The organism is Corynebacterium heidelbergense (assembly GCF_028609845.1).
GTDB lineage: Bacteria > Actinomycetota > Actinomycetes > Mycobacteriales > Mycobacteriaceae > Corynebacterium > Corynebacterium heidelbergense.
Window position 1 is genome coordinate 618,600 of sequence record NZ_CP063191.1, and the last position, 21,984, is coordinate 640,583.

18 protein-coding genes are annotated in these 21,984 nt (G+C 64.1%); 13 read left to right on the forward strand and 5 right to left on the reverse strand.

Features of this window, described 5'->3' with window-relative positions; genetic code table 11:
• The first annotated feature begins 202 nt into the window (after nucleotides 1-202).
• From nrdH to serB, 6 genes are all read left to right on the forward strand, one after another.
• Entirely contained in the window at nucleotides 203-433 is a 231-nt protein-coding gene (gene nrdH / locus CHEID_RS02725; protein WP_112769827.1) for a glutaredoxin-like protein NrdH, read from the forward strand.
• Between the two features lie 105 nt (nucleotides 434-538).
• A complete protein-coding gene (gene nrdI, locus CHEID_RS02730) occupies nucleotides 539-982 on the forward strand; it encodes a class Ib ribonucleoside-diphosphate reductase assembly flavoprotein NrdI (RefSeq protein WP_112769828.1) in 444 nt (147 codons plus the stop codon).
• A gap of 158 nt (nucleotides 983-1,140) precedes the next feature.
• Nucleotides 1,141-3,303 (forward strand): class 1b ribonucleoside-diphosphate reductase subunit alpha, encoded by a 2,163-nt coding sequence (gene nrdE, locus CHEID_RS02735; protein ID WP_112769829.1) that lies wholly within the window; start codon nucleotides 1,141-1,143, stop codon nucleotides 3,301-3,303.
• A 69-nt stretch (nucleotides 3,304-3,372) separates the two neighbouring features.
• Nucleotides 3,373-4,368: a class 1b ribonucleoside-diphosphate reductase subunit beta gene (nrdF, locus tag CHEID_RS02740; RefSeq protein ID WP_112769830.1), complete on the forward strand. Its 996-nt coding sequence runs from the start codon at nucleotides 3,373-3,375 to the stop codon at nucleotides 4,366-4,368.
• Nucleotides 4,369-4,602: 234 nt separating this feature from the next.
• Nucleotides 4,603-6,303 (forward strand): aa3-type cytochrome oxidase subunit I, encoded by a 1,701-nt coding sequence (gene ctaD / locus CHEID_RS02745; RefSeq protein ID WP_112769831.1) that lies wholly within the window; start codon nucleotides 4,603-4,605, stop codon nucleotides 6,301-6,303.
• 306 nt (nucleotides 6,304-6,609) lie between these two features.
• Nucleotides 6,610-7,854, forward strand: a complete 1,245-nt coding sequence (gene serB / locus CHEID_RS02750; protein ID WP_181645930.1) for a phosphoserine phosphatase SerB — start codon at nucleotides 6,610-6,612, stop codon at nucleotides 7,852-7,854.
• Nucleotides 7,855-7,948: 94 nt separating this feature from the next.
• Here the strand turns inward: serB and CHEID_RS02755 are convergent, their stop codons facing one another.
• The 3 genes from CHEID_RS02755 to CHEID_RS02765 form a co-directional block, all read right to left on the reverse strand.
• The gene (locus CHEID_RS02755) at nucleotides 7,949-9,544 is read right to left on the reverse strand and encodes an AMP-binding protein (protein ID WP_112769833.1); all 1,596 of its coding nucleotides are present in this window, start codon (nucleotides 9,542-9,544) and stop codon (nucleotides 7,949-7,951) included.
• Between the two features lie 563 nt (nucleotides 9,545-10,107).
• On the reverse strand, nucleotides 10,108-12,252 hold the full coding sequence (locus CHEID_RS02760; protein ID WP_273661233.1) for an ATP-dependent DNA helicase: 2,145 nt from the start codon (nucleotides 12,250-12,252) through the stop codon (nucleotides 10,108-10,110).
• A 75-nt stretch (nucleotides 12,253-12,327) separates the two neighbouring features.
• Nucleotides 12,328-13,614 (reverse strand): nicotinate phosphoribosyltransferase, encoded by a 1,287-nt coding sequence (locus CHEID_RS02765; protein WP_273661461.1) that lies wholly within the window; start codon nucleotides 13,612-13,614, stop codon nucleotides 12,328-12,330.
• A gap of 342 nt (nucleotides 13,615-13,956) precedes the next feature.
• On the opposite strand from CHEID_RS02765, the gene clpS reads away from it, so the two are divergent.
• Genes clpS through murI form a run of 4 tightly spaced genes read left to right on the forward strand, consistent with a single transcriptional unit; the run spans nucleotide 13,957 to nucleotide 17,273 of the window.
• Nucleotides 13,957-14,274, forward strand: a complete 318-nt coding sequence (gene clpS, locus CHEID_RS02770; RefSeq protein WP_181645932.1) for an ATP-dependent Clp protease adapter ClpS — start codon at nucleotides 13,957-13,959, stop codon at nucleotides 14,272-14,274.
• 39 nt (nucleotides 14,275-14,313) lie between these two features.
• A complete protein-coding gene (locus tag CHEID_RS02775; RefSeq protein WP_112769835.1) occupies nucleotides 14,314-14,931 on the forward strand; it encodes a DUF2017 domain-containing protein in 618 nt (205 codons plus the stop codon).
• Between the two features lie 18 nt (nucleotides 14,932-14,949).
• Nucleotides 14,950-16,368 carry a P1 family peptidase gene (locus tag CHEID_RS02780; RefSeq protein ID WP_273661234.1) on the forward strand — a complete coding sequence of 473 codons (1,419 nt, stop codon included), beginning with the start codon at nucleotides 14,950-14,952 and terminating at the stop codon, nucleotides 16,366-16,368.
• A gap of 41 nt (nucleotides 16,369-16,409) precedes the next feature.
• Nucleotides 16,410-17,273: a glutamate racemase gene (gene murI / locus CHEID_RS02785; RefSeq protein WP_112769035.1), complete on the forward strand. Its 864-nt coding sequence runs from the start codon at nucleotides 16,410-16,412 to the stop codon at nucleotides 17,271-17,273.
• A gap of 652 nt (nucleotides 17,274-17,925) precedes the next feature.
• On the opposite strand, the gene CHEID_RS02790 is transcribed toward murI, so the two are convergent.
• Complete coding sequence (locus CHEID_RS02790) at nucleotides 17,926-18,681, reverse strand: hypothetical protein (protein WP_181645876.1); 756 nt, start codon at nucleotides 18,679-18,681, stop codon at nucleotides 17,926-17,928.
• A 118-nt stretch (nucleotides 18,682-18,799) separates the two neighbouring features.
• Here CHEID_RS02790 and CHEID_RS02795 point away from each other — a divergent pair, with 118 nt between their 5' ends.
• A complete protein-coding gene (locus tag CHEID_RS02795; protein WP_181645877.1) occupies nucleotides 18,800-18,970 on the forward strand; it encodes an LPXTG cell wall anchor domain-containing protein in 171 nt (56 codons plus the stop codon).
• Between the two features lie 103 nt (nucleotides 18,971-19,073).
• Here the strand turns inward: CHEID_RS02795 and CHEID_RS02800 are convergent, their stop codons facing one another.
• Complete coding sequence (locus CHEID_RS02800; protein ID WP_112769016.1) at nucleotides 19,074-20,294, reverse strand: alpha-hydroxy acid oxidase; 1,221 nt, start codon at nucleotides 20,292-20,294, stop codon at nucleotides 19,074-19,076.
• Nucleotides 20,295-20,516: 222 nt separating this feature from the next.
• On the opposite strand from CHEID_RS02800, the gene CHEID_RS02805 reads away from it, so the two are divergent.
• Entirely contained in the window at nucleotides 20,517-21,338 is an 822-nt protein-coding gene (locus tag CHEID_RS02805; RefSeq protein WP_112769036.1) for an MBL fold metallo-hydrolase, read from the forward strand.
• A 172-nt stretch (nucleotides 21,339-21,510) separates the two neighbouring features.
• Nucleotides 21,511-21,945, forward strand: coding sequence for a hypothetical protein (locus tag CHEID_RS02810; RefSeq protein ID WP_133258540.1), 435 nt, complete (start codon nucleotides 21,511-21,513; stop codon nucleotides 21,943-21,945).
• Nucleotides 21,946-21,984 lie beyond the last annotated feature (39 nt).

The following is a 21,984-nucleotide window of genomic DNA, read 5'->3' on the forward strand; positions in this document are numbered from 1 at the left end:
CACCAGACGCCAGCGGAAGAACCGGCGGCCCACGCTCCACCAACAAGCCCGAACGGCGCGTTGCCACCAGGGGGGGGAAACGAGGGACCACCACCGGAACCGAAGCGGCACGACCCAGCCCTCGATAGAACCGATACGAGCCCATCGCTATCGGACGTCGACCATCCGACCGCAACCCTCGCACCAAGGAGCCCCGGAAGCCATGATCACCGTCTACACCAAGCCCGCTTGCGTCCAGTGCACCGCGACGAAGAAGGCCCTCGACAAGGCCGGTCTGGAGTACGAACTCGTGGACATCAGCCTGGATGATGAGGCCCGTGACTACGTCATGGCCCTCGGTCACCTGCAAGCACCGGTCGTCGTCGCCGGAGAAAGCCACTGGTCCGGTTTCCGCCCCGATCGCATTCGCGGCCTTGTCGCGGAAGCGGCCTAAAAGGGCAACGCCTACAACGCCACCGAAACCAGCCAGCCGGGTCCTGCCAGCCCGGCTTCTTTTAGCCCCCGACCAGGGCACGAACCCGAACAGCGCCGAAGAACCATGCTGATCACCTACTTCTCCTCAACGACCGAGAACACTCACCGATTCGTCCGCAAACTTGGGATGCGCTGCGCCCGCGTTCCGCTGCGCCGTCACGAACCACCCCTCGTGGTCGCGGAACCGCATGTGCTGATCGTGCCCACGTACGGAGGAGGGGCGGGCATGACCGGCGAGTTCTCCCGGCCCGTGCCCCGGCAAGTCATCACCTTCCTCAATCACGAAGCCAACCGCCGCTACCTCCGCGGGGTCATCGCCAGCGGAAACCTGAACTTTGGCGTGGACTTCGCGAAGGCCGGGGATATCATCGCCGCGAAATGTGCCGTGCCGTACCTCTACCGCTTCGAGCTGATGGGGACGGACCGGGACGTGGAACGGGTCCGCGCCGGGCTGGCGGAGTTCGAAGCGGCGTTGCGCTCCGAGGGGCGGTGGGAATCGGTAGCATGACAAGCCCCGTAGCAGCGGTGTTTTAGCGGACGGTTGCCTGGCTGGCGACTTTGAACGATGACGAGTAGCACCCATCCGCCCAGTGAACTGCCCCAGCGTCCGCCCACCGAACGAATTGCCTGAAAAACCGAAAATTCCAACACAAGGAGCCCGCCATCGTGACCACTGCCGAACTCGGAAAGTCCGTCGCAGAGCCCGTCCGCCCCAGCGAGCAGCTGGACTACCACGCCCTGAACGCCATGCTCAACCTCTACGACGAGCAGGGCAACATCCAGTTCGACAAGGACCGGGAGGCTGCCAACCAGTTCTTCCTGCAGCACGTTAACCAAAACACGGTCTTCTTCCACGACCTGCAGGAGAAGCTCCACTACCTGATCGAGAACAACTACTACGACCGCGAAATCCTGGACAAGTACGACTTCCCCTTCGTCAAGTCCCTGTTCCAGCGCGCGTACGCCAAGAAGTTCCGCTTCCAGTCCTTCCTCGGGGCGTACAAGTACTACACCTCCTACACGCTAAAAACATTTGATGGACGCCGATACCTCGAGCGCTTCGAAGACCGCGTGTGCATGGTCGCACTGGGTCTGGCCGACGGCGACCACAGCCTCGCGGAGAACCTCGTCGACGAAATCATCGACGGCCGCTTCCAACCCGCCACCCCCACTTTCCTCAACGTGGGCAAGGCTCAGCGCGGCGAACCGGTGTCCTGCTTCCTGCTGCGCATCGAGGACAATATGGAGTCCATCGGCCGCTCCATCAACTCCGCCCTGCAACTGTCTAAGCGGGGCGGGGGAGTGGCGCTGCTGCTGTCCAACATCCGTGAGGCCGGGGCCCCCATCAAGCGGATCGAGAATCAGTCCTCCGGCGTGATCCCCGTCATGAAGCTGCTGGAGGATTCCTTCAGCTACGCCAACCAGCTCGGGGCCCGCCAAGGCGCCGGTGCCGTGTACCTGCACGCCCACCACCCGGACATCCTGCGCTTCCTGGACACGAAGCGGGAAAACGCCGACGAGAAGATCCGCATCAAGACCCTCTCCCTGGGGGTCGTGATCCCGGACATCACCTTCGAGCTGGCCAAGCGCGACGATGACATGTACCTGTTCTCCCCCTACGACGTGGAGCGGATCTACGGCAAGCCCTTCGCGGACGTGTCCATCACGGAGCACTACGAGGAGATGGTGGAGGACCCGCGCATCCGCAAGCGCAAGATCAACGCCCGCCAGTTCTTCCAGACCATCGCCGAGATCCAGTTCGAATCCGGCTACCCCTACATCATGTTCGAGGACACGGTGAACCGCTCCAACCCGATCCAGGGGCGGATCACCCACTCCAACCTCTGCTCGGAAATCCTGCAGGTCTCCACACCCAGCGTGTTCAACGCGGATCTCAGCTACGCCGAGGTGGGGGACGATATCTCCTGCAACCTGGGGTCCCTCAACATCGCCACGGCCATGGACTCTGAGGACTTCTCCAAAACCATCGAGACCGCCATCCGCGGACTCACCGCAGTCGCAGATCAGACCAGCATCGACTCGGTTCCCTCCGTGCGCCAGGGAAACAACCACTCCCACGCCATCGGTCTGGGCCAGATGAACCTCCACGGGTTCCTCGGACGCGAGCGCATCCACTACGGCAGCGAGGAGGCCCTGGACTTCACCAACGCTTACTTCGCCGCGGTGATGTACGAGTGCATCAAGGCCTCCAACGCCATCGCCAAGGAACGGGGCACCACCTTCGACAACTTCGCCAACTCGGACTACGCCAGCGGTGCATTCTTCGACCGCTACGACCCTGCGGAGTTCGCCCCCAAGACGCAGCGAGTCATTGAGCTGTTCGCCAACTCCACTATCCATACGCCGACGGCTGAGGATTGGGCGGCGCTCCGGGCGTCCGTAAGAGAACATGGCCTATACAACCGCAACCTGCAGGCCATCCCGCCGACCGGATCCATCTCCTACATCAATAATTCGACGTCGTCGATCCATCCGATCGCATCGAAGATCGAGATCCGCAAGGAGGGCAAGATCGGGCGCGTTTACTACCCCGCCCCGTACATGACGAACGAGAACCTGGATTACTACGCGGATGCCTACGAGGTCGGTTACCAGAAGATCATCGACACCTACGCCGTGGCCACCAAGTACGTGGACCAGGGGCTGTCGCTGACGCTGTTCTTCAAGGACACCGCCACCACTCGCGACATCAACCGCGCGCAGATCTACGCGTGGCGCAAGGGCATCAAGACGATCTACTACATCCGGTTGCGCCAGACCGCGCTCACCGGCACTGAGGTGGAAGGTTGCGTGAGCTGCATGCTGTAGGCGCTCGGGGCGGACTTCGGTTCGCCACCACCCCACCTCACCGCCCCCAACGAAGGAGACCAACCCCAAATGACCGCAACCCTCTCCGTATCCCCCGCCCATCACATGCCCGGCAAGCCCGTGGGCGCGGTGAACTGGAACAGCATCCCGGACGACAAGGACCTGGAGGTCTGGGACCGCCTGACCGCCAACTTCTGGCTGCCCGAAAAGGTTCCGCTCTCCAACGACGTCCAGTCCTGGTCCACCCTCACGGAGCTCGAGCGGCAGACCACGATGCGCGTCTTCACCGGCCTGACCATGCTGGACACCATCCAGGGCACCGTGGGTGCGGTGAAGCTCATCGACGATGCCGTGACGATGCACGAGGAGGCGGTGTACACGAACATCTCCTTCATGGAGAGCGTGCACGCGAAGTCCTACTCCTCCATCTTCATGACGCTCGCGAGCACCAGCGAGATCAACGATGCCTTCCGCTGGTCCGAGGAGAACGAGAAGCTGCAGGCCAAAGCCGATACGGTGTTGAGCTTCTACGAGGGCGACGACCCCATGAAGCGCAAGATCGCCAGCGTGCTGCTGGAGAGCTTCTTGTTTTACTCCGGGTTCTACCTGCCGATGTACTGGTCCTCCCACGCGAAGTTGACGAACACGGCGGACATCATCCGCCTCATCATCCGCGACGAGTCCGTGCACGGGTACTACATCGGCTACAAGTACCAGCGGGCCCTGGAGAAGCTGTCGCCCGCGCGCCGGGATGAGCTCAAGGAGCACACCTTCGAGCTGCTCTTCGAGCTCTACGACAATGAGGCGCAGTACACGGAGGACCTGTACGACGAGTTGGGGTGGACCGAGGACGTCAAGCGGTTCCTGCGCTACAACGCAAATAAGGCGCTGAACAACTTGGGGTACGAGGGCTTGTTTCCGGCCGATGAAACGCGCGTGTCCCCGGCGATTCTCTCCGCGTTGAATCCCGGTGGGGATGAGAACCACGATTTCTTCTCCGGTTCGGGGTCTTCTTACGTCATCGGCAAGGCGGAGAGCACGAGGGATGAGGATTGGGATTTCTAGACGCCAGGAGCACGGCGCCGCCGCCCCTTGTCTCCGACCTACCCCCGAAAACGTGGGGGAAAGAACCCGGGAGGGGCACCGGGCTATCAAAAGTCCCCACAACCGGATAAGATAGGGCTATCTCTGCACCTGTAGTGTCTGCGATCCGCTTTGCTGAGGGGCAACGCTGCTGGTGAAGAACCTTTTTGGGTGAGGTGGACGACGACCACCAAACCGCGTAGTCAGGAGGAAGAAATGACCGCAGTAGCGCCTCGCGAGGAGCAAGTAATTGCTGCTCCCGCACGGCCTGCCCCTTTTGGCAAGCCTGCCGCCGGCAGCTTTGCCTGGAAGGTGTTGACCACTACCGACCACAAGTTGCTCGGCATCATGTACCTCATCATGTCGTTCACCTTCTTCATGGTGGGCGGCCTGATGGCCCTGCTCATCCGCCTGGAGTTGTTCCACCCGGGCATGCAGATCGTGTCCCCTGAGCAATTCAACCAGTTGTTTACCATGCACGGCACCGTCATGTTGCTGCTGTATGGCTCCCCGATGGTGTTCGGCTTTGCCAACTACATCATGCCGCTGCAGATCGGCGCCCCGGACGTGGCGTTCCCCCGGCTGAATGCGTTCGGCTTCTGGCTGACCACCGCCGGTGGCGTGATCATGCTCAGTGGCTTCCTTACCCCCGGTGGTGCCGCTGACTTCGGCTGGACCATGTACCAGCCGTTGGCTGATGCTATCCACTCCCCGGGTGTCGGCTCGGATCTCTGGATTATGGGCGTCGGAGTCGGTGGTGTCGGAACTATCTTGTCTGCGGTCAATATGATCACGACCATCCTGTGTCTCCGTGCTCCGGGCATGACGATGTTCCGTATGCCGATCTTCACCTGGAACATCCTGGTGACTTCCTTGCTGGTTCTGCTGATCTTCCCGTTGCTCACCGCTGCCGCCCTGGGCGTGTGGTACGACCGCAAGCTCGGTGGCCACATCTACGACCCGCAGAACGGTGGCGCGGTCCTGTGGCAGCACCTCTTCTGGTTCTTCGGCCACCCCGAGGTGTACGTCCTGGCGCTGCCCTTCTTCGGCATCGTCTCGGAGATCTACCCGGTGTTCTCCCGTAAGCCGATGTTTGGCTACGTCGGACTTGTCTTCGCGACTCTTTCGATCGCCGCTCTTTCCATGGCAGTGTGGGCTCACCACATGTTCGTCACCGGCGCAGTGCTGCTTCCGTTCTTCGCCTTCATGACGTTCCTCATCGCCGTGCCGACCGGCCTGAAGTTCTTCAACTGGCTGGGCACGATGTGGGGCGGACGGTTGACCTTCGAAACGCCGATGCTCTTCGCCGTCGGCTTCTTCGCGACGTTCCTCTTCGGTGGCCTGACCGGCATCATGCTGGCAGCCCCCGCCCTGGACTTCCACGTCTCGGACACCTACTTCGTGGTCGCCCACTTCCACTACACCCTGTTCGGTACCGTGGCCTTCGCATCCTTCGCCGGGATCTACTTCTGGTTCCCGAAGATGACCGGCCGCATGCTGGACGAGAAGCTGGGCAAGCTGCACTTCTGGCTGACGCTGATCGGATTCCACACCACCTTCCTCGTCCAGCACTGGGTCGGCAATATGGGCATGCCGCGCCGCTACGCCGACTACCAAGGAACGGACGGTTTCACGATCTACAACCAGATCTCGACCGTAGGCGCAGTGATACTTGCAATCGCGACGCTGCCGTTCCTGTGGAACGTCTTTAAGTCCGCTCGATACGGCGAGGTCGTGACCGTGGATGACCCGTGGGGCTACGGCAACTCCCTGGAGTGGGCGACCTCCTGCCCGCCGCCGCGCCACAACTTCACCTCCCTGCCGCGGATCCGCTCCGAGCGCCCTGCGTTCGAGCTGCACCACCCGCACATGGTGAAGAAGATGCGCGACGACGCTCACATCGGCCGCCACTTCTAGACCACCTGCCGGGGTTGCCGCCCGAGTGGGTGGCGCTCGGGTTGGCAACTCCCCGAGTTGGCCGGAACCCCGAACCGGGGATAACCAAAACCCCTGGGCTGAAACCAGTCCGGATGGGTCGGCAAGAAATTCAACGATCGCACCTCAACTACGCGAGGTGCGGTCGTTTTTTGCTGCTCAAAGGGCGGGGGTGCGAAGATTGCGGGCGTGAACGAACCAGCCCCACATCGACCCGACCTTGCCCACGGCCGCGCAGACGCGGGCTCCGCCCCCGCCGACGGACAGCCGCCGGTCCCCGCCGACACCCTGGCTCACTCGTTGACGCCTGGCCTGGAACCTTGCATCGTCACCGTGACCGGCCCAGACCGCCCTGGCGTTTCGGCTGCGTTCTTCCGAGTCCTCGCTGCTTACGACGTGCAGCTTCTAGATATCGAACAGTCCGTGTTCCGTGGTGGCCTCAGCCTCGCCGCCCTGTTGGGCGCCCAGCGCAGCGACCTCGATCAGCTCCGCGCGGGGCTGAAGGACACACTCTCCGTCCACGGCGTGAGTGTGGAGGTGACAGTGGATCGCGACCTCGAAACCACCCGCCCCCACTCCACGCACGCGATGGTGGTGCTCGGGCACCCTGTCACTGCCGCGCACATCTCCCGAATCGGCCAAACCCTCGCGGACTATAGCGCGAACATCGACACGATCCGGGGAATAGCCGACTACCCCGTCACCGGCCTGGAGTTCAAGCTGACGGTTCCGGATCCGACGCCTGGTGGTGGCGTCGCCCTGAGAAAGGCCCTTGCCCCCCTGACCTCCGAGATCGGCGTGGACATCGCCATCGAGCGGGCCGGCCTGGCGCGTCGCAGCAAACGGCTGATCTGCTTCGACGTCGACTCGACGCTCATCCAGCACGAGGTGATCGAGATGCTCGCGGCGTACGCGGGCCGGGAGCGGGAGGTCGCGGAGGTCACCGAGCGGGCAATGCGCGGCGAGCTGGACTTCAGCCAGTCGCTGCACGAGCGCGTGAAGGCGCTGGCGGGGTTGGACGCCAACGTCATCGACCGCGTCGCCGCCGATGTGCAGTTGACCGCCGGGGCCCGCACGACGATCCGCACCCTCAAGCGGCTGGGATACAAGACCGGCGTGGTCTCGGGCGGGTTCATCCAGGTGATCGAACCGCTGGCTCGCGAGCTGGATCTGGACTTCGCGCGGGCGAACACCCTGGAAATCATCGACGGCAAGCTGACCGGCCGCGTCATTGGACCGGTGATCGACCGCCGCGCGAAGGCCGAGAGCCTTAAGGAGTTCGCCTGGTCCAACGGGCTGGCGCTGCACCAGACTGTCGCGGTTGGGGATGGTGCCAACGACATCGACATGCTCTCCACCGCTGGCCTCGGCATCGCCTTCAACGCGAAGCCGGCGCTGCGGGAGGTGGCGGACGCGGCTGTCAATCGCCCGTTCTTGGATCAGGTGCTGTTCCTGCTGGGTATCTCTCGTCATGAGATTGAGGACGCCGACCTCCGCGACGGAACCTATCGCCGCGTGCCCCTGAATAGTTGACCGCCCGCGGGGGTAGATCAAACAGGAGGAGCAGCGGTTAGGTAGCGGCAGGGCGTGGCTGGGCGGGGAGCGGACGGCGCAGGAGGAGCAGCGGCTAGGACTTCTCCATTGCCTTCAGTTCGCGCCTTAAGATCTTGCCGGTGGCAGACTTGGGGATGGTGTCGACGAACTCGACCTCACGGATTTTCTTGTACGCGGAGACTCGCTCGGCCACGAAGTCCATGATGTCCTGCTCGCTGGGCTGCTCGCCACCCCCGCCCTGCCGCACGACGAAGGCCTTCGGCACCTCCTTGCCGTCGCGCGTAACCCCGATGACGCCCGCGTCCGCCACCCCGGGGTGGGTCAGCAGAAGCGCCTCCAGTTCGGCCGGGGGCACCTGGTATCCCTTGTACTTAATCACTTCCTTCAGCCGGTCGACGATGTAAACGCGCCCGCTAGCGTCGTGAACCGCGAGATCGCCGGTTCGTAGCCAGCCGTCGCCGGGGAGCGCGATGCGGGTTTCCTCCTCGTTGTTGAGGTAGCCCGCCATAATCTGGGGTCCGCGAACCCACAGCTCCCCGACCTCCGACCGACCCGACTCGGACCCCTCCCCGCCGCCCTGCGGCACGGGAATCTCCCTGCCAGTGTCCACTTCCACCAGCTTGTGCTCGGTGTTCGCTACTGGCAGCCCGATGGACCCCCGCGAGACATTCTCGTCCAGATTCACGTGCGTCACGGGGCTCGTCTCCGTCAGGCCGAAACCTTGCTGAACGGGCACTTTCAGCCGTCGTTCCACGGCATCGGCCAGGCCCTCGTCGAGGGACGCGGCGCCCGACAGCAACCCTCGCAGCTTCGACAAATCGTAGCTATCCACCGCCGGGTGCTTGGCCAGCAGAACCGCTATGGGAGGTGCGATGAAAGTGAACGTGACCCCATACTTCTCGTGCGCAGCCAGGAAGGAGTCGATCGAGAACCGCGGCTGGGTGATCACCGTCGCCCGCTGGTAGATCGACAAGTTCACCAAAGTGGTCAGGCCGTAGATGTGGAAGAACGGCAGCACGCCGAACACCACGTCGTCGCGGCGCAGCAGCTGATAGTCCGCGGACTGGGCGATGTTCGCAACGAGGTTACGGTGCGTGAGCTGCACGCCTTTGGGAAGCCCCGTTGTCCCCGAGGAGTACGGCAGGGCGGCGATGTGCGTGCGGGGGTCGAACTCAACGGGCGGCGGCGCGATCCGCTCCGCGATCATCTGTCGGATGCCGCGAGAGGTGTCGAGGTGGATCACTTGATCCGCGCCCAGGCCGGCCGCCGCGGCGCCCTCATTCCCGGAGTCGCCAAGAGCAGCGCAGGTCAGGAGTAGTTTCGCCCCAGAGTCGACGAGTTGGGAAGCGATTGTTTCTGGCGTCGCCAATAAAGGAAGCGGACTGACCACCGCCCCGAGGCGCCATAGGGCATGGGCGTAGATGATGAAGGCCTCCGAGTTCGGGCAGTGGAGGGCGACGACGTCTCCCGTGCGCACGCCGCGTTGGGCCAGGCCGCCGGCGACGGAGTTCACGAAAGTGCGCACCTCGGCGTAGGTGGTTTGGGAGCCGTCGGCGATGTCGATGACGGCGATGCGGTCCTCGTCGTTGTAGTCGAGGGTGCCGTAGACGAAGTCGTAGAGGCCGACGTCCGGGATGGTGAGGTCGGGGCGGCTGCTGGAGACGGGCATGTGGGGCTCCTCGGGGCGGTTGGTGGGGGTGGTTGTGGCGTCATTCTAGTTTTGTTTGGGTGCAAAAAAGTTCATTTTTCCGGACGCCAATAACCCCGCGCCCCAATCAGCTCCAGCGTGGGGGTGCTAGGGTTTGGCGGGTTCCGGCTGGTGAGGGGGTCGGCTGGTGGAGCAGTGCCGGGTGTGGGAGGTGTGTCCCGGTTGGGAGGGCAACGGCGTCGGTTTGGTGACGGTGGGGGCGTTTTTCCGGACGGTTGGGTCGGGTTGGGGTGGTGTTTGTGCTGGTGGGCGGTTGCGGGGTGTCCGGGGTTTTGCCCCTTTTGGCCCGGTTGGGCGGCTCAGGGCTCGCGATTGTGGAAAGCGGCGGTGGGTCTGAGAGGTGTCGCCGGTTGGACGGCACGGGGGAGGCGGTTGTTTGAAGCGGTGGGTGCGAGCGGTGGCACCCGGGCTAAGGCGCAGCGGTAGCGGTTGTTCGAAGCGGCCTTAGCCGAGCCCAGTAAGACCCGCCGCCACTGCCCACCGCGCCGGCCGGGCAAGGTGCGCGGCGGGAGGGGCGTCCTAAATCAACGGCCCCCAGCCAACCTCCGCAGCGCCTTGCGCACCGTGTCCCGATCCGTCGTCTCCCAGAAATCGGGCATAGACCTGCGGATATAGGAACCATACCGAGCGGTAGCGAGCCGACTGTCGAGCACCGCCACAACCCCCCGGTCCTCAGTGGACCGCAACAGCCGCCCCGCCCCCTGCGCCATCAGTAGCGCTGCGTGATTCGCCGCCACCTCCATGAACCCATTGCGCCCCGACTTCGCCGCAGCCTCCTGCCGCGCCTGCTTGAGCGGATCGTCCGGCCGCGGAAAGGGGATCCGGTCGATGACCACCAGCGACAGGCTCGGCCCCGGCACATCCACCCCCTGCCAGAGCCCCAGCGTGCCGAACAAGCACGCCGACTCGTCGTCGCGGAACCGCGTGACCAGCCCGGACAGGCTATCCTCGCCCTGCAGCAGAATCGGGTACGGCACGACGGTGCGCAGCTTCTCCGCCATCGCCTCCGCCGCTCGACGCGAGGAGAACAAGCCCAGAGTGCGCCCACCGGCGGCGTTGATGAGCTGCGCGGTGGCGTCCACGGTTTCGTCCGGGGCACCCTCCCGCCCCGGCTTCGGCAGGTCGCGCGCGACGTACAGAATCCCGTGCGTGCGCGGCTCGAAGGGCGTGCCGACGTCCAGGGTGGTGGTGTGCTTCTCCGACGTCCCCCACTGCGCCAGCATCGCCGAAAACCGCCCGCCGAGCGCGAGCGTCGCCGACGTCAGAATTACCGTGTTCGCCGCGAAGATCCGCTGACGTAGCAGATCCGCGACCGATAGCGGCGCGACAGCGATGACGCGACGGTTGTCCTCGCCCGTCAGCCAGACCACGTCCTCACCGAGGAGGGGATCATCTGAGGACGCCAGGGAGGGGGCAACGTCACCACCGGCCGCGCTGCGCGCCCCGCCGCGCGATTCGGCAGCGCTTGGCGATTGGGCGCTGCTTGCACTGGCCGCGGCGCCGCCCGGACCGCTCAAGGCCGGCGAGGCCTCAAGAATCCGCACAATCGTGTCGTGCATCTCCTCCGTGGACACCATCAGCGATTGCCGTTCCGCCGCCCGCTCCGGCTCCGAGACGTACTCGCTCGGATCCATCGCGAACATGCTCCGGTTCACCTTCCACACGGTGTCTTTCAGCTCGCGCAGCGGTCCATCCAGTCCCGCCGGGATGCCGGTCCAACGGCCGGTGATGTCCCGTTGCAGCAACGCTTGGTTGAGGGCGTCCAACCAACCATCCCCGGCTGTTTGCAGGTCATCGCCGTCGGCCTCGAGGCCCAGCTTCTGCACCCGCTTCGCCAAGATCGCGATGGCAGTGGCACTGAGCTCCTGCGTGGCGGTGGAGGTGATGCGCGGCTCGAGCTCGTGGGCTTCGTCGACGATGACGACGTCGTGCTCGGGGAGGATGTTGACGTCCGAGAGCGCGTCGATGGCCAGCAAAGCGTGGTTGGTGACGACGATGTCCGCCTCCCCCGCGCGGCGGCGCGCGAGTTCGGCGAAGCAGTCCTCCCCGTGGGGGCAGCGGTTTGCGCCGATGCACTCGCGGGAGGTCACGGAGACTTGCCGCCACGCGGTGTCCGACACCCCGCGCTCCAGGTTGTCGCGATCCCCGTCTTCGGTCTGATCGGCCCACGAGTGCAGCCGGGCGACCTGCGCCCCGGTGGAGGAGATCGCGGCGGCGCTCATCAGCGAGTTCTCCTCCGGTTCGGGTATGCCGTCCGTCGCGGCGCCACGCACCTTGTTCAGGCACAGGTAGTTGTTCCTGCCCTTGCAGATCGCGCTGGTCAGCTTCCGGGGGAGTTCGCCGTCGAGAGCTTCGGCGAGTCGCGGCAGGTCCCGCTCGACGAGCTGGCGCTGGAGCGCGATTGTCGCCGTCGACACGACGACGGTGGTGTCGGAAGAGACGGCGTGGATTGCGGCGGGGACGAGGTAGGCCAGGGATTTACCCGTGCCCGTCCCGGCCTGCACGGCGAGGTGCTGCTCGCGCTCGATCGCCCGGGCCACGGCGCGCGTCATCTTGCGTTGTCCTGCGCGCGGCGCACCGCCGAGGTCCTTGACCGCGACGTCCAGCAGGTCTTGCGCCGCGTCCTCCACGGAACGTGGATCGTCCCCGGCCATGGTGTCTGCGTCCATCGCTCCCGTGTCCTCCACGGAACGTGCATCGTCTCCGGCCAATGCCTCGCCGCCCATCGCGTTCCCAGCCATCGCTTAGGTGGCGTTCACGTGGCGAACGTGCAGCGCGGGCTCGTCGCGCGACAGCGCGAGCCCTTCCCACGGCAGGGTCACGAGCTGGCCCGCGCAATACTCCCGGGATTCCTCCAGCGTGGCCAGCCCTTCCACGATGTCCCCGTCGCGCATGAGCGGCACGACCAGCTCCACGGCCTTAAGAACTCCGGTATCTGGGGTGTTGGCGCCGAGGGGGTACGTGATTTCCTCCACCGCAGTGCCGGAGCTGCGGCAGGCGCGGACGGCCGCCTTGGCCCCGCCCACGCTCGCTTTCCCGCGGGATCGTTTCGCGACGTGCACGCCCTCGACCTCCACGAGCTTATAGACGAGCCCGGCGGTGGGCGCCCCGGATCCCGTCACCACGGAGGTGCCCACCCCGAAACCGTCGACGGGCTCGCTCCGCAGCGCCGCGATGGCGAACTCGTCGAGGTCGCTGGAGACGATGATGCGGGTGTTGTGCGCCCCCAGCGAGTCGAGCTGTTCTCGCACTTGGCGGCACAGAACGCCGAGGTCCCCGGAGTCGATCCGCACCGCCCCGAGGGAAGTCCCGGCGACTTCCACGGCGGTTTTCACGCCCTGGGTGATGTCGTACGTGTCCACGAGCAGGGTGGTGTCCGTCCCGTGCGCTTCCACCTGCGCGCGGAAGGCGGCGGCTTCGTCGGGGGTGCCATCGGCGTGGGTGTGCAGCAGGGTCCAGGCGTGGGCGGCGGTGCCGGAGGCGGGGATGCCATATCGGTATGCGGCTTCCAGGTTGGAGGTGGCATCAAAGCCGGCGATGTAGGCCGCGCGGGAGGAGGAGACGGCTGCGTATTCGTGGGTGCGCCGACTGCCCATTTCGATGATGGGGCGCCCGGCTGCGGCGGTCACCATTCTGGCCGCGGCCCCGGCGATGGCGGAGTCCGAGTTGAGGATGGACAGGATGACCGTCTCCAGCACAACGCACTCCGCGAAGGTTCCGCGCACGGTGAGGATCGGCGATTGGGGAAAGTACAGCTCGCCTTCCCGGTATCCGTCGATGTGCCCGGTAAATCGATAATTGCGAAGGTAGTCGCGGGTTTCCTCGTTGAGGAACTCAAGCTGATCCAGTTGGTCTTGCGTGAACACGAAATCCCGCACCGCCCGCAGTACTCGCGCGGTGCCGGCCACGACCCCATACCGGCGCTCATTTGGCAGGCGCCGGGTAAAAACCTCAAAAGAGCACTGTCTGTGCGCGGTGCCGTCGTGCAGCGCCGCTTCCAGCATCGTCAGCTCGTATTTGTCGGTCAGCAGCGCGGAGGAGCGGGGGCCGGGGCCGTGGTGCGCGCTGTATTCCGTGGTGGCGGTGGGAGCCGGGGTGCTGTTCTCGGTCCGATTGGGGACGCCACCAACCGGGGCCTGTTCCGCGCTGGACGCGAAGGAAGCGGGGTTGTCTGTTGTCACAGAAAGCATCCTAACCCCTGGCCGGGGCACCGCTGATGGGCCTGAGGACAACGGTGGGTTGGAGCGATGGGTGGGGTGGCGTCCGGAAGAGACAAAGAGATGGGGAACGAGGGACGCGGGGGAGTGGGTATCGTGGTGACCATGACTGCTTTCGCCGCGAGCCCAGCCGAGCCGTTGCTGGTGGGACCGCCGATGGTGCCCCACGTTACAAGCCCCGCTGCTCCCACTGCGACCCCAGTTGCGGAAAGAGTGCCGGACACGGCCACCAAGGCCGATTTGCCGTGGTTGTGCATCTGCTGGGATGACCCGGTGAACCTCATGAGCTACGTGACCTACGTGTTCCAGACGGTACTGGGGTACTCGCGAAAGCGGGCCACGGAGTTGATGATGGAGGTACATACGAGCGGTAAGGCCGTGGTGAGTTCTGGCGAACGGGATAAGGTCGAAGCGGATGTGAAGAAGTTGCACACTGCCGGCCTGTGGGCCACGATGCAACGCTCGGACGGTTAGGGCGGAGTGCCACAAACAATAAGGAGGGGCCGGAGGTAGATGGAACCCTGGGTGAAGAAAGGTAGCCTGCTGCGCGGCGCGAGGTTCATCACGCGCCTGGAGCCGATGGAGCGGGAGATGCTGGGTGATTCTGCCGCGTCGGTGTCCGAAAAGCTTATGGAGCGGGCCCGGACTGCACCGAAGGACGAGCTCGCGGAGATGACGGGGATGCCGTCCGGACATGCGCATGCGCCTGATGACCCTGGGTTGCGCCGGGTACTGCCGTCCTTCTTCCGGGAGGGCGGTGAGACCGTGGAGGGGGAAGCTAGTTTGACCCGGCAGCTCAACGAGACGGACATTATCAAGGCGAAGCTGGTAAATCTGCGGTTTATCTCTGATGCGTTGGGGCCTGATGGTTCGGTGAATGTGAGCCTGACGCCTGAGGAGACCCACCCGTGGTTGGGGGCGATCACGGACATCCGCAACTATCACTCCGCGCAGTTGGAGCAATTCGCAGCTGAACTGGGTGAGGATTCGCAGCAGGTTCAGGCAGGCCGGAATTACCTGGACTGGTTGGGTTTTCACTTGGATAGTCTGCTGCAGGCCGTGATGGGGGAGTTGGACGTGCCGGGCGATGGCGATGCTTCCCGCGGCGGTTCGCAAGGCCGCGGAGAGTAACGGGAGTGTGACGGGCCCATGACGTCGGATCTGTTTGGGTGCGTGCCAGGGCCACGCAATGGTTTAGCGGATGTGCCGGGTTTGGGCGTCGGGCACGCGGAATGCGGCGGTTGGCCTGAGGGAGATGGAAGGGCCGACCAGGGCTCTAGCGGCGTGACCGTTATCGCGACTCCTGCGGGGGCCGTGGCAGGTGTGGACGTCCGCGGTGGGGGCCCGGGCACGCGTGAGACGGATCTGTTGTCGCCCTGGAATACCGTGGAAGCCGTGCATGCGGTGGTGCTCGCAGGCGGTTCCGCTTTCGGATTGGACGCCACCAGCGGCGCAATGGCCGAACTCGAACGCGAAGGCGTCGGCTTCCCCGTGCTGGGAGCTAAGGAGCATCCGGACAAGGTCGTGCCTATCGTTCCCGGGGCCGTGATCTTTGACTTGCTAGTGGGGTCCTGGCGGGAGCGCCCCGGAGCTGAGGAGGGGGCCTTGGCCACTCGCCGGGCGTTGCGGGCCGCGGAGCTGGAACTTCGGGCCGCGGGGGCGGGGGAGGCGCCGGGGGCGGCTGTCGGCGCGGAGGCAGACCAACGGAGTGAAGATCCGGGCTCCAATGCCGGCACCAGAAGCAGCTGCATTGGAGCGGGTCGCGGGGCTACGGCCGGGGCGCTGAAAGGAGGCTTTGGACAGGCAAGTGCGGTGTTCCCGGAGGGAACGGCGCTGGCTGGGCATGTCGTGGCCGCTGCCGTAGTGACCAATCCGCAGGGCTCGGTGTTCGACCCGACCACCGGCCTACCCTGGGGCATCGGGTCGGAGATGGCGGGGGAGTTTGCCGTTTACGAGCTTTCTATCCTTGGCCGTCGGGATGAGTGGGGAAGGGTTGCCCCGTTGAATGACGCCGCAATCCGTAGGTTGGTAGGGTGCAACATCGCCGGAACGAAGTTCCCGGTACCGGAGAACGGCACCGGGTCGGCTTCCACCTCGGCTGACCCCCACGGCGGCCCCCAGACCAGATCCCAGGGTGACTCCACGCCGACCCGGCCCTCACCACAATCCCAGTGCAACACCACAATCGGCATCATTGCTACTACTGCACCCATGACGAAAGCTCAGGCCAAGCGCCTCGCGATGGCTGCTCACGACGGGTTGGCCCGCGCCGTTCGCCCCGCTCATATGCCGATGGATGGGGATACTTTCTTTGCGCTTTCACTACCGGCCTCTGGTGAGTGCGAGACGGACGGCACGCAGGATGATGGGAAGAACCGACCCAAGCTAGATCCGGCATCGATCACCCCGATGCAGATGACGATGTTGTCCGCCGTAGCAGCGCAGGCGGTGGAGCGGGCAATCGTTCACTCCGTGCTGGCTGCAGAGCCCATGTTCGATGTCCTGTCATGGTCGGAGATCGCTGAACACGTTGGCGGCGTGGATGCGGGAGCCGAGGTTCAACGGTGAGTTGGGGAGCCGACGGCACCGAGTTCGGAAATGGCGGGCCATTGAACAAAATCTGTAGCGGCGATGAAGGAACGAGAAAAGCCTATGCCAATGATGCTCCTATTGGAATCTTCGATTCCGGAGTGGGAGGTCTAACCGTTGCCCGTTCAATCGTCGATCTGTTGCCTAACGAATCTATTGTTTACATTGGCGACACTGCAAATTCACCGTACGGCGATAAGCCGTTATCGCAGGTTCAGATCTTCGCCCGTGCCGTGGCTGACGAACTCGCTCGACGAGATTCTAAAATCATCGTCATTGCTTGTAACACCGCGTCTGCTGCTTTCCTAGCGGATGCCCGGAAACGCTACCCGGTCCCCGTAGTTGAAGTGATACTCCCTGCGGTGCGCCGAGCGGTGGCCACAACTCGCAATAAACGGGTCGGGGTGATCGGCACGGCGGGGACGGTCGCTTCTGGCCAGTATGCGCGTCGGTTTAGGGAAGTGGATCCCTCAGTCGATGTCTTCTCTCAGGCGTGCCCGCAATTTGTACCGTTTGTGGAGCGAGGTAGGACTACTGGTCGGCAGATACTTGGCCTGGCGGAGATGTACCTTGAACCCCTCAAGGAGGCGGGGGTGGATACTTTGGTTCTTGGGTGCACCCATTACCCATTGCTGGCGGGGGTGATCCAGCTGGTCATGGGGGATGATGTTACTCTGGTGAGCTCTGCCGATGAGACGGCCAAGGTGGTGTATCGCACTCTTTCTGAACGGGGTGCGCTCGCGGAACATGCTGGCCGACACGCGTCGGCAGCTTGCAAATCATTTGAGTCGACTGGTGATCCTCAGAAATTCGCAAACCTGGCCACCCGTTTCCTCGGTCCGGACATCACGTCTGTCGCTCAAATACCGCGATTACTTCGATAGGCACGGTAGTCTTCCGGAGGGGTTTGGGGAAAAGGGGTCAAGACTGTTATTTTCGGAAAACATTCAAGGGGAGATCTGTAACCGATGTTTGCAATGTGGATGCAATGCAAGCTGTGGTGTTGCGGGGTTGCGGGCCGTGTGAAATAGTGATCCTGGGAAAGCATAAACCGGCATCCCACCAGCTCAGAGAAGCGGACACTATGCGCACTTCATCCATCAAGGCGTCGGCTGCTACGGCGGCTATTTTCGGCCTCATTTTTGCCACCGGGGGACAGACCCTTCAAGCCCAAACGGCCCCCTCCCCGGCCCTGTCCGGGGTGTGGACCAACAACTGCTCAACCTTCACGATCACTTCCACAGGGGATTTTCCCCCCGGAACCCGTTTCAGTGCATACCAGCCAACGGGGGTTGGCACCACAACCGTCTACGCGGGCGACGCTAACTTCTCACAGCCGCTCGTCTTCACCGGCTTGGACGGGACTAGGGGCGTGACCGTCCAGCTCGACGGAGCCCTCAGCGGACAGGCCTACGCTTGCGTGCGCACCACAAAGAGCTATGTCGACGCGACTCCGACGACGTGTAAGAGCGTCCAGGTGAACGGGGGAACCGGTAGCCGCACAGAGGTGTACACATACCCTCGCCAAATACGGCTCTACAACGCCGACGGAACGGACACCGGAAGAGTCATTGAAGCTGACCTCATCGGCCCGGGCCCCGACGGATCCCCGGCATATCGCCTGCCGCTATCGGGCGTGTTCGACGGTTTGACGCCCGGATCCGCATACACCGTAAAGTTTGGGCTGGTCTCCGGTGGCCAGTTTTTCACGCAAGCCACGGCTGGGTTCTCGACACCCGCAGAGTGTGAGACGCCCACCCCAACCTCGACTGCTCCGACGGAAACGACACCGGCTGAGCCCACCACTGCTGAGCCCACGACCTCTGTGACGTCGTCTGAGCCGACGGCTTCCGAGACGACGTCGGAGCCCACTACCTCTGAAACGACGTCGGAGCCGACGACCTCCGAAACGACGACGTCGGAGCCCTCTACCTCCGAAACGACGACGTCGGAGCCCTCTACCTCCGAAACGACGACGTCGGAGCCCACTACCTCTGGAACGACGTCGGAGGCCACCACTTCGGACCCGACGACTGCTGAGCCCACGACGTCTGAAACGACGTCGGAGCCGACGACCTCCGAAACGACGACGTCTGACCCCACCACTTCGGAGCCGACGACTGCGGAGTCGACCACCTCGCAGCCAACCTCTTCCGAGTCTTCGACAAGCTCGGCCGCTCCTTCCACCTCGGCCTCCGATACCGCTGCGTCCACGAGCTCGCCGGCCAGCTCGTCGGCTACTAAACCGGCAGCCCCAGCTGAGGGCTCGACTGCCTCAGCCTCCCCATCCACTAATACGGGGACGTCATCAGCTCATCCCGTCCCGCTGACGGGTGGCGGCACCACCGGAGGAACGGCCGGTGGTGGGGCCGGTGAGGCGCCAACCGATACAACCGGTAAAGCTCCCGCTGTGCACGGCCCCAGCCGGGCACCTCAGTCCGATCCTGCCGACGATTCCAGTCAGGGCCTGGCCGATACGGGTGTGGACAACATCGGCCTCAGCCTTCTCATCGCGGCCATGGCTATCGGTGGCGGTGCTCTGCTCCTCCTGGCCCGCCGGAGGAAGGGTAGCGAGAGCTAACAGCCTGCGTGGCTGCGATGCACCCCGGTTGCGTCATTGACGGGGTGCCTCGCGATAGGGGCCCTGGGCGCTGCCCATCGAGGGCAGATGCCCAGGGCGCCATTTAACTGAGGCGCTTGACGTGCTCCGGCGTCAGCTCCTCCAGGCGCTCCACCTGCAGCAACTTCATCGTCCGCTCGATTTGCTTCCGGAGGATCGAGATCGCCCGATCAACCCCGGCCTCCCCACCAGCCATCAACCCGTACAGGTAGGCCCGTCCGATGAAGGTGAACTTCGCCCCGTGCGCCAGCGCGGCCACGATGTCGGAGCCGTGCATGATCCCCGTATCCATAGCGACATCTACATCCGCCCCGACCTCGCGAACAACATCTGGCAACAGCTGGAACGGAACCGGCGCTCGGTCGAGTTGGCGTCCGCCATGATTAGACAGCACGATCCCATCCACCCCAAGATCGGCCAGCTTCTTCGAATCGGCGACGTTCTGCACCCCCTTGACCACGAGCTTGCCGGGCCACATATCGCGGATGGTCTGCAGGTCGGCGAACTGGATGGACGGGTCCATGGCCTTGTCCACCAGCTCCCCTGCGGTGCCGCCCGTCTCGGTGAGGGAGGCGAACTCGAGCGGGGGCGTGGTGAGGAAATCCCACCACCACCAGGGCCGGGGGATGGCGTTGGCGATCGTGCCCAGGGAGATCTGCGGCGGGATAGAGAAACCGTTGCGCTTGTCGCGCAGGCGGGCGCCGGCAACTGGGGTGTCCACGGTGAACAGGAGCGTATCGAACCCGGCCGCGGCGGCGCGCTCCACCAGGCCGTAGGAGATGTCTCGGTCCTTCATGACGTAGAGCTGGAAGAAGTTTCGGCCGGTGGGGTTGGCGGCCTTGACGTCCTCGATGGAGGCGGTGCCCAGGGTCGACAGGCTAAACGGAATGCCAGCTTTCGCGGCGGCCGAGGCGCCGGCGAGCTCCCCCTCGGTCTGCATGAGGCGGGTGAAGCCAGTCGGTGCGATGCCGAAGGGGAGCGCGGAAGGACCGCCGAAGACGGTGCAGGAGGTGTCCACGCGGGAAACGTCGTGGAGGATGGAGGGGCAAAACTCCACGTCGCGGAATGCCTGGCGGGCGCGACGCATGGAAATCTCCTCGTCGGCGGCGCCATCGGTGTAGTCGAACGCGGCAGCGGGGGTGCGTCGCTTGGCGATGTCGCGCAGATCCCAAATCGTCTGGGCCTCCGCGAGGCGACGCTGCTTGAAATTCAGGGTTGGCTTCTTCAACTGCACGAGGTCGAACAGCTCCGTGGGGTTCGGGATCTGCCGTTTCATCTGGACCATGATGGGGGGATGTGCTCCTTTCAGTATTGCTAAAGGCTACCGCCGGATAGACAGGCCGCGATGGGTGTGTGACCTGACGGTCAGCTACCCGAGCTCATTACACCGGCCGCCGAACCGCGGCGAAGGTGACAAATCTGCTTTTCTAGTAACCATTGTGATCTTTCCCGTCAATCGGGTGGGCTTGTCGATTTTTCTGCCCAGGCCGTGCAACAATCAGCGGTCATGGAATTGCTTGTCGTGGGTTGCTCGGGGAGCTTGGCCGGGGTTGATTCCCCGGCGTCTGGTTATGTCCTGCGCGAGAACCCACGGGAGGCGGGCGGAGGGAATTCCCAGCCGCTGCTGTTGGACATCGGCCCTGGGGTGCTTGGTGCTTTGCAGTCTTACCCCGAGGTGCAGATCTCCGATTGCCACCTGGTGCTATCACACTTGCACGCGGATCATTGCCTTGATTTCCCTTCGCTATTGGTGTGGCGGCGCTTCCACCCCACCGATTCCGCGCAGGAACGGCACAAACTACTGGCGCCAAGCATCACGGTCCGCCAACTGGGCACGGCGGGTGCGGATCATCCGGACGCCCCAGATGATTTCAGCGATACGTTCGAAGTCCTGGTTCATGATGCGGGGCCTTCATCTTTCTTCGACGCCACCACCTACCCCTCCACCAGCATCGGCACTTTCGACGTGTACTCGGCACCGGCTGTCCATGCGACGGAGGCCTATATCACGAGAATTCACGGCGCGGATGGTTCCTCGCTGGTGTACTCCGGGGATACGGCGTTGACTCCGCGGCTAGCGCAGATCGCTCAGGGCGCGGACGTGCTGCTGTGCGAGGCAACATGGGGGGAGACATCGGAGGGGAAGCCGGACGGCATGCACATATCGGGGGAGGACGCGGGTCTGGCGGCAGCACAGGCCGGGGTGAAGCACCTGGTGCTCACGCACATTCCGCCGTGGGGAGACGGCGAGGGCGCGCTGCGTGGGGCGCGGCGCTACTTCGACGGGGAGTTGACGTTGGCGCGACCGGGGATGCGGATAGAGGTGTAGGAGGGGGTCGGGGGTTTTCACCGGTTTCGTGCCGCCAGGAAGCTAGGGGGTTTTACCGGTTTCATGCCGCGGTTCGGCCCTTTTTCTGGCACAGAACCGGTGAAAGCGGCTGGCTGCGCTTGTGCTGGGCGGAAACCTGCGGAGTCTCAAGACCCCAGGTACGCTATCCCGCGTGACACGAGGAAAAGGTTCTGTCGGCGGTTTCGCCCAAGCGCTTCTGGTTGTGTTCTTCGTCGCCTCCCTGGCGGGCGTGGCCTGGGCAGCCTTCGCAGACTCTGATCAAATCGGCAGCCCAGCCTTTTTGGCTCTGACTGCGGGTTTCATGGCGTTGGTGTGCGCTTCGAGCACCGTGTACTGGTCAGTTGCGGATGGAAAGCTGACTGTCCGGCAGTACTTCGTGCCGAGGGTCATTCCACTCTCCGCAATCGAGAAAACAACGGTCGCGACCTCCATGCACTGGAAGCAAGGCATCGGCATTCGGTGGTGTGGACCCGAGGAATGGGCGATGGTGTGTGGGTCGAGAGACGTCGTCACCGTCACCTACGGGGAGAAGGTTTTTCACTTCAGCGCGGATGATGGGGCCGCGATTGAGGGAGCAATTCGCTAGCGGCTTAGCTCCAAAAGTGGGCCGGTAGTCTGCCGACAC

Excerpts from the sequence above, each read along its gene's own strand:
- CHEID_RS02800 (WP_112769016.1), bottom strand. The coding sequence starts at position 20,294 with ATGGTCCAGATGAAACGGCAGATCCCGAACCCCACGGAGCTGTTCGAC.
- nrdH (WP_112769827.1), top strand. The coding sequence starts at position 203 with ATGATCACCGTCTACACCAAGCCCGCTTGCGTCCAGTGCACCGCGACG.
- CHEID_RS02805 (WP_112769036.1), top strand. The coding sequence starts at position 20,517 with ATGGAATTGCTTGTCGTGGGTTGCTCGGGGAGCTTGGCCGGGGTTGAT.
- CHEID_RS02775 (WP_112769835.1), top strand. The coding sequence starts at position 14,314 with ATGGAACCCTGGGTGAAGAAAGGTAGCCTGCTGCGCGGCGCGAGGTTC.
- clpS (WP_181645932.1), top strand. The coding sequence starts at position 13,957 with ATGGTGCCCCACGTTACAAGCCCCGCTGCTCCCACTGCGACCCCAGTT.
- nrdI (WP_112769828.1), top strand. The coding sequence starts at position 539 with ATGCTGATCACCTACTTCTCCTCAACGACCGAGAACACTCACCGATTC.
- ctaD (WP_112769831.1), top strand. The coding sequence starts at position 4,603 with ATGACCGCAGTAGCGCCTCGCGAGGAGCAAGTAATTGCTGCTCCCGCA.
- CHEID_RS02780 (WP_273661234.1), top strand. The coding sequence starts at position 14,950 with ATGACGTCGGATCTGTTTGGGTGCGTGCCAGGGCCACGCAATGGTTTA.
- nrdF (WP_112769830.1), top strand. The coding sequence starts at position 3,373 with ATGACCGCAACCCTCTCCGTATCCCCCGCCCATCACATGCCCGGCAAG.
- CHEID_RS02760 (WP_273661233.1), bottom strand. The coding sequence starts at position 12,252 with ATGGACGCAGACACCATGGCCGGGGACGATCCACGTTCCGTGGAGGAC.
- CHEID_RS02755 (WP_112769833.1), bottom strand. The coding sequence starts at position 9,544 with ATGCCCGTCTCCAGCAGCCGCCCCGACCTCACCATCCCGGACGTCGGC.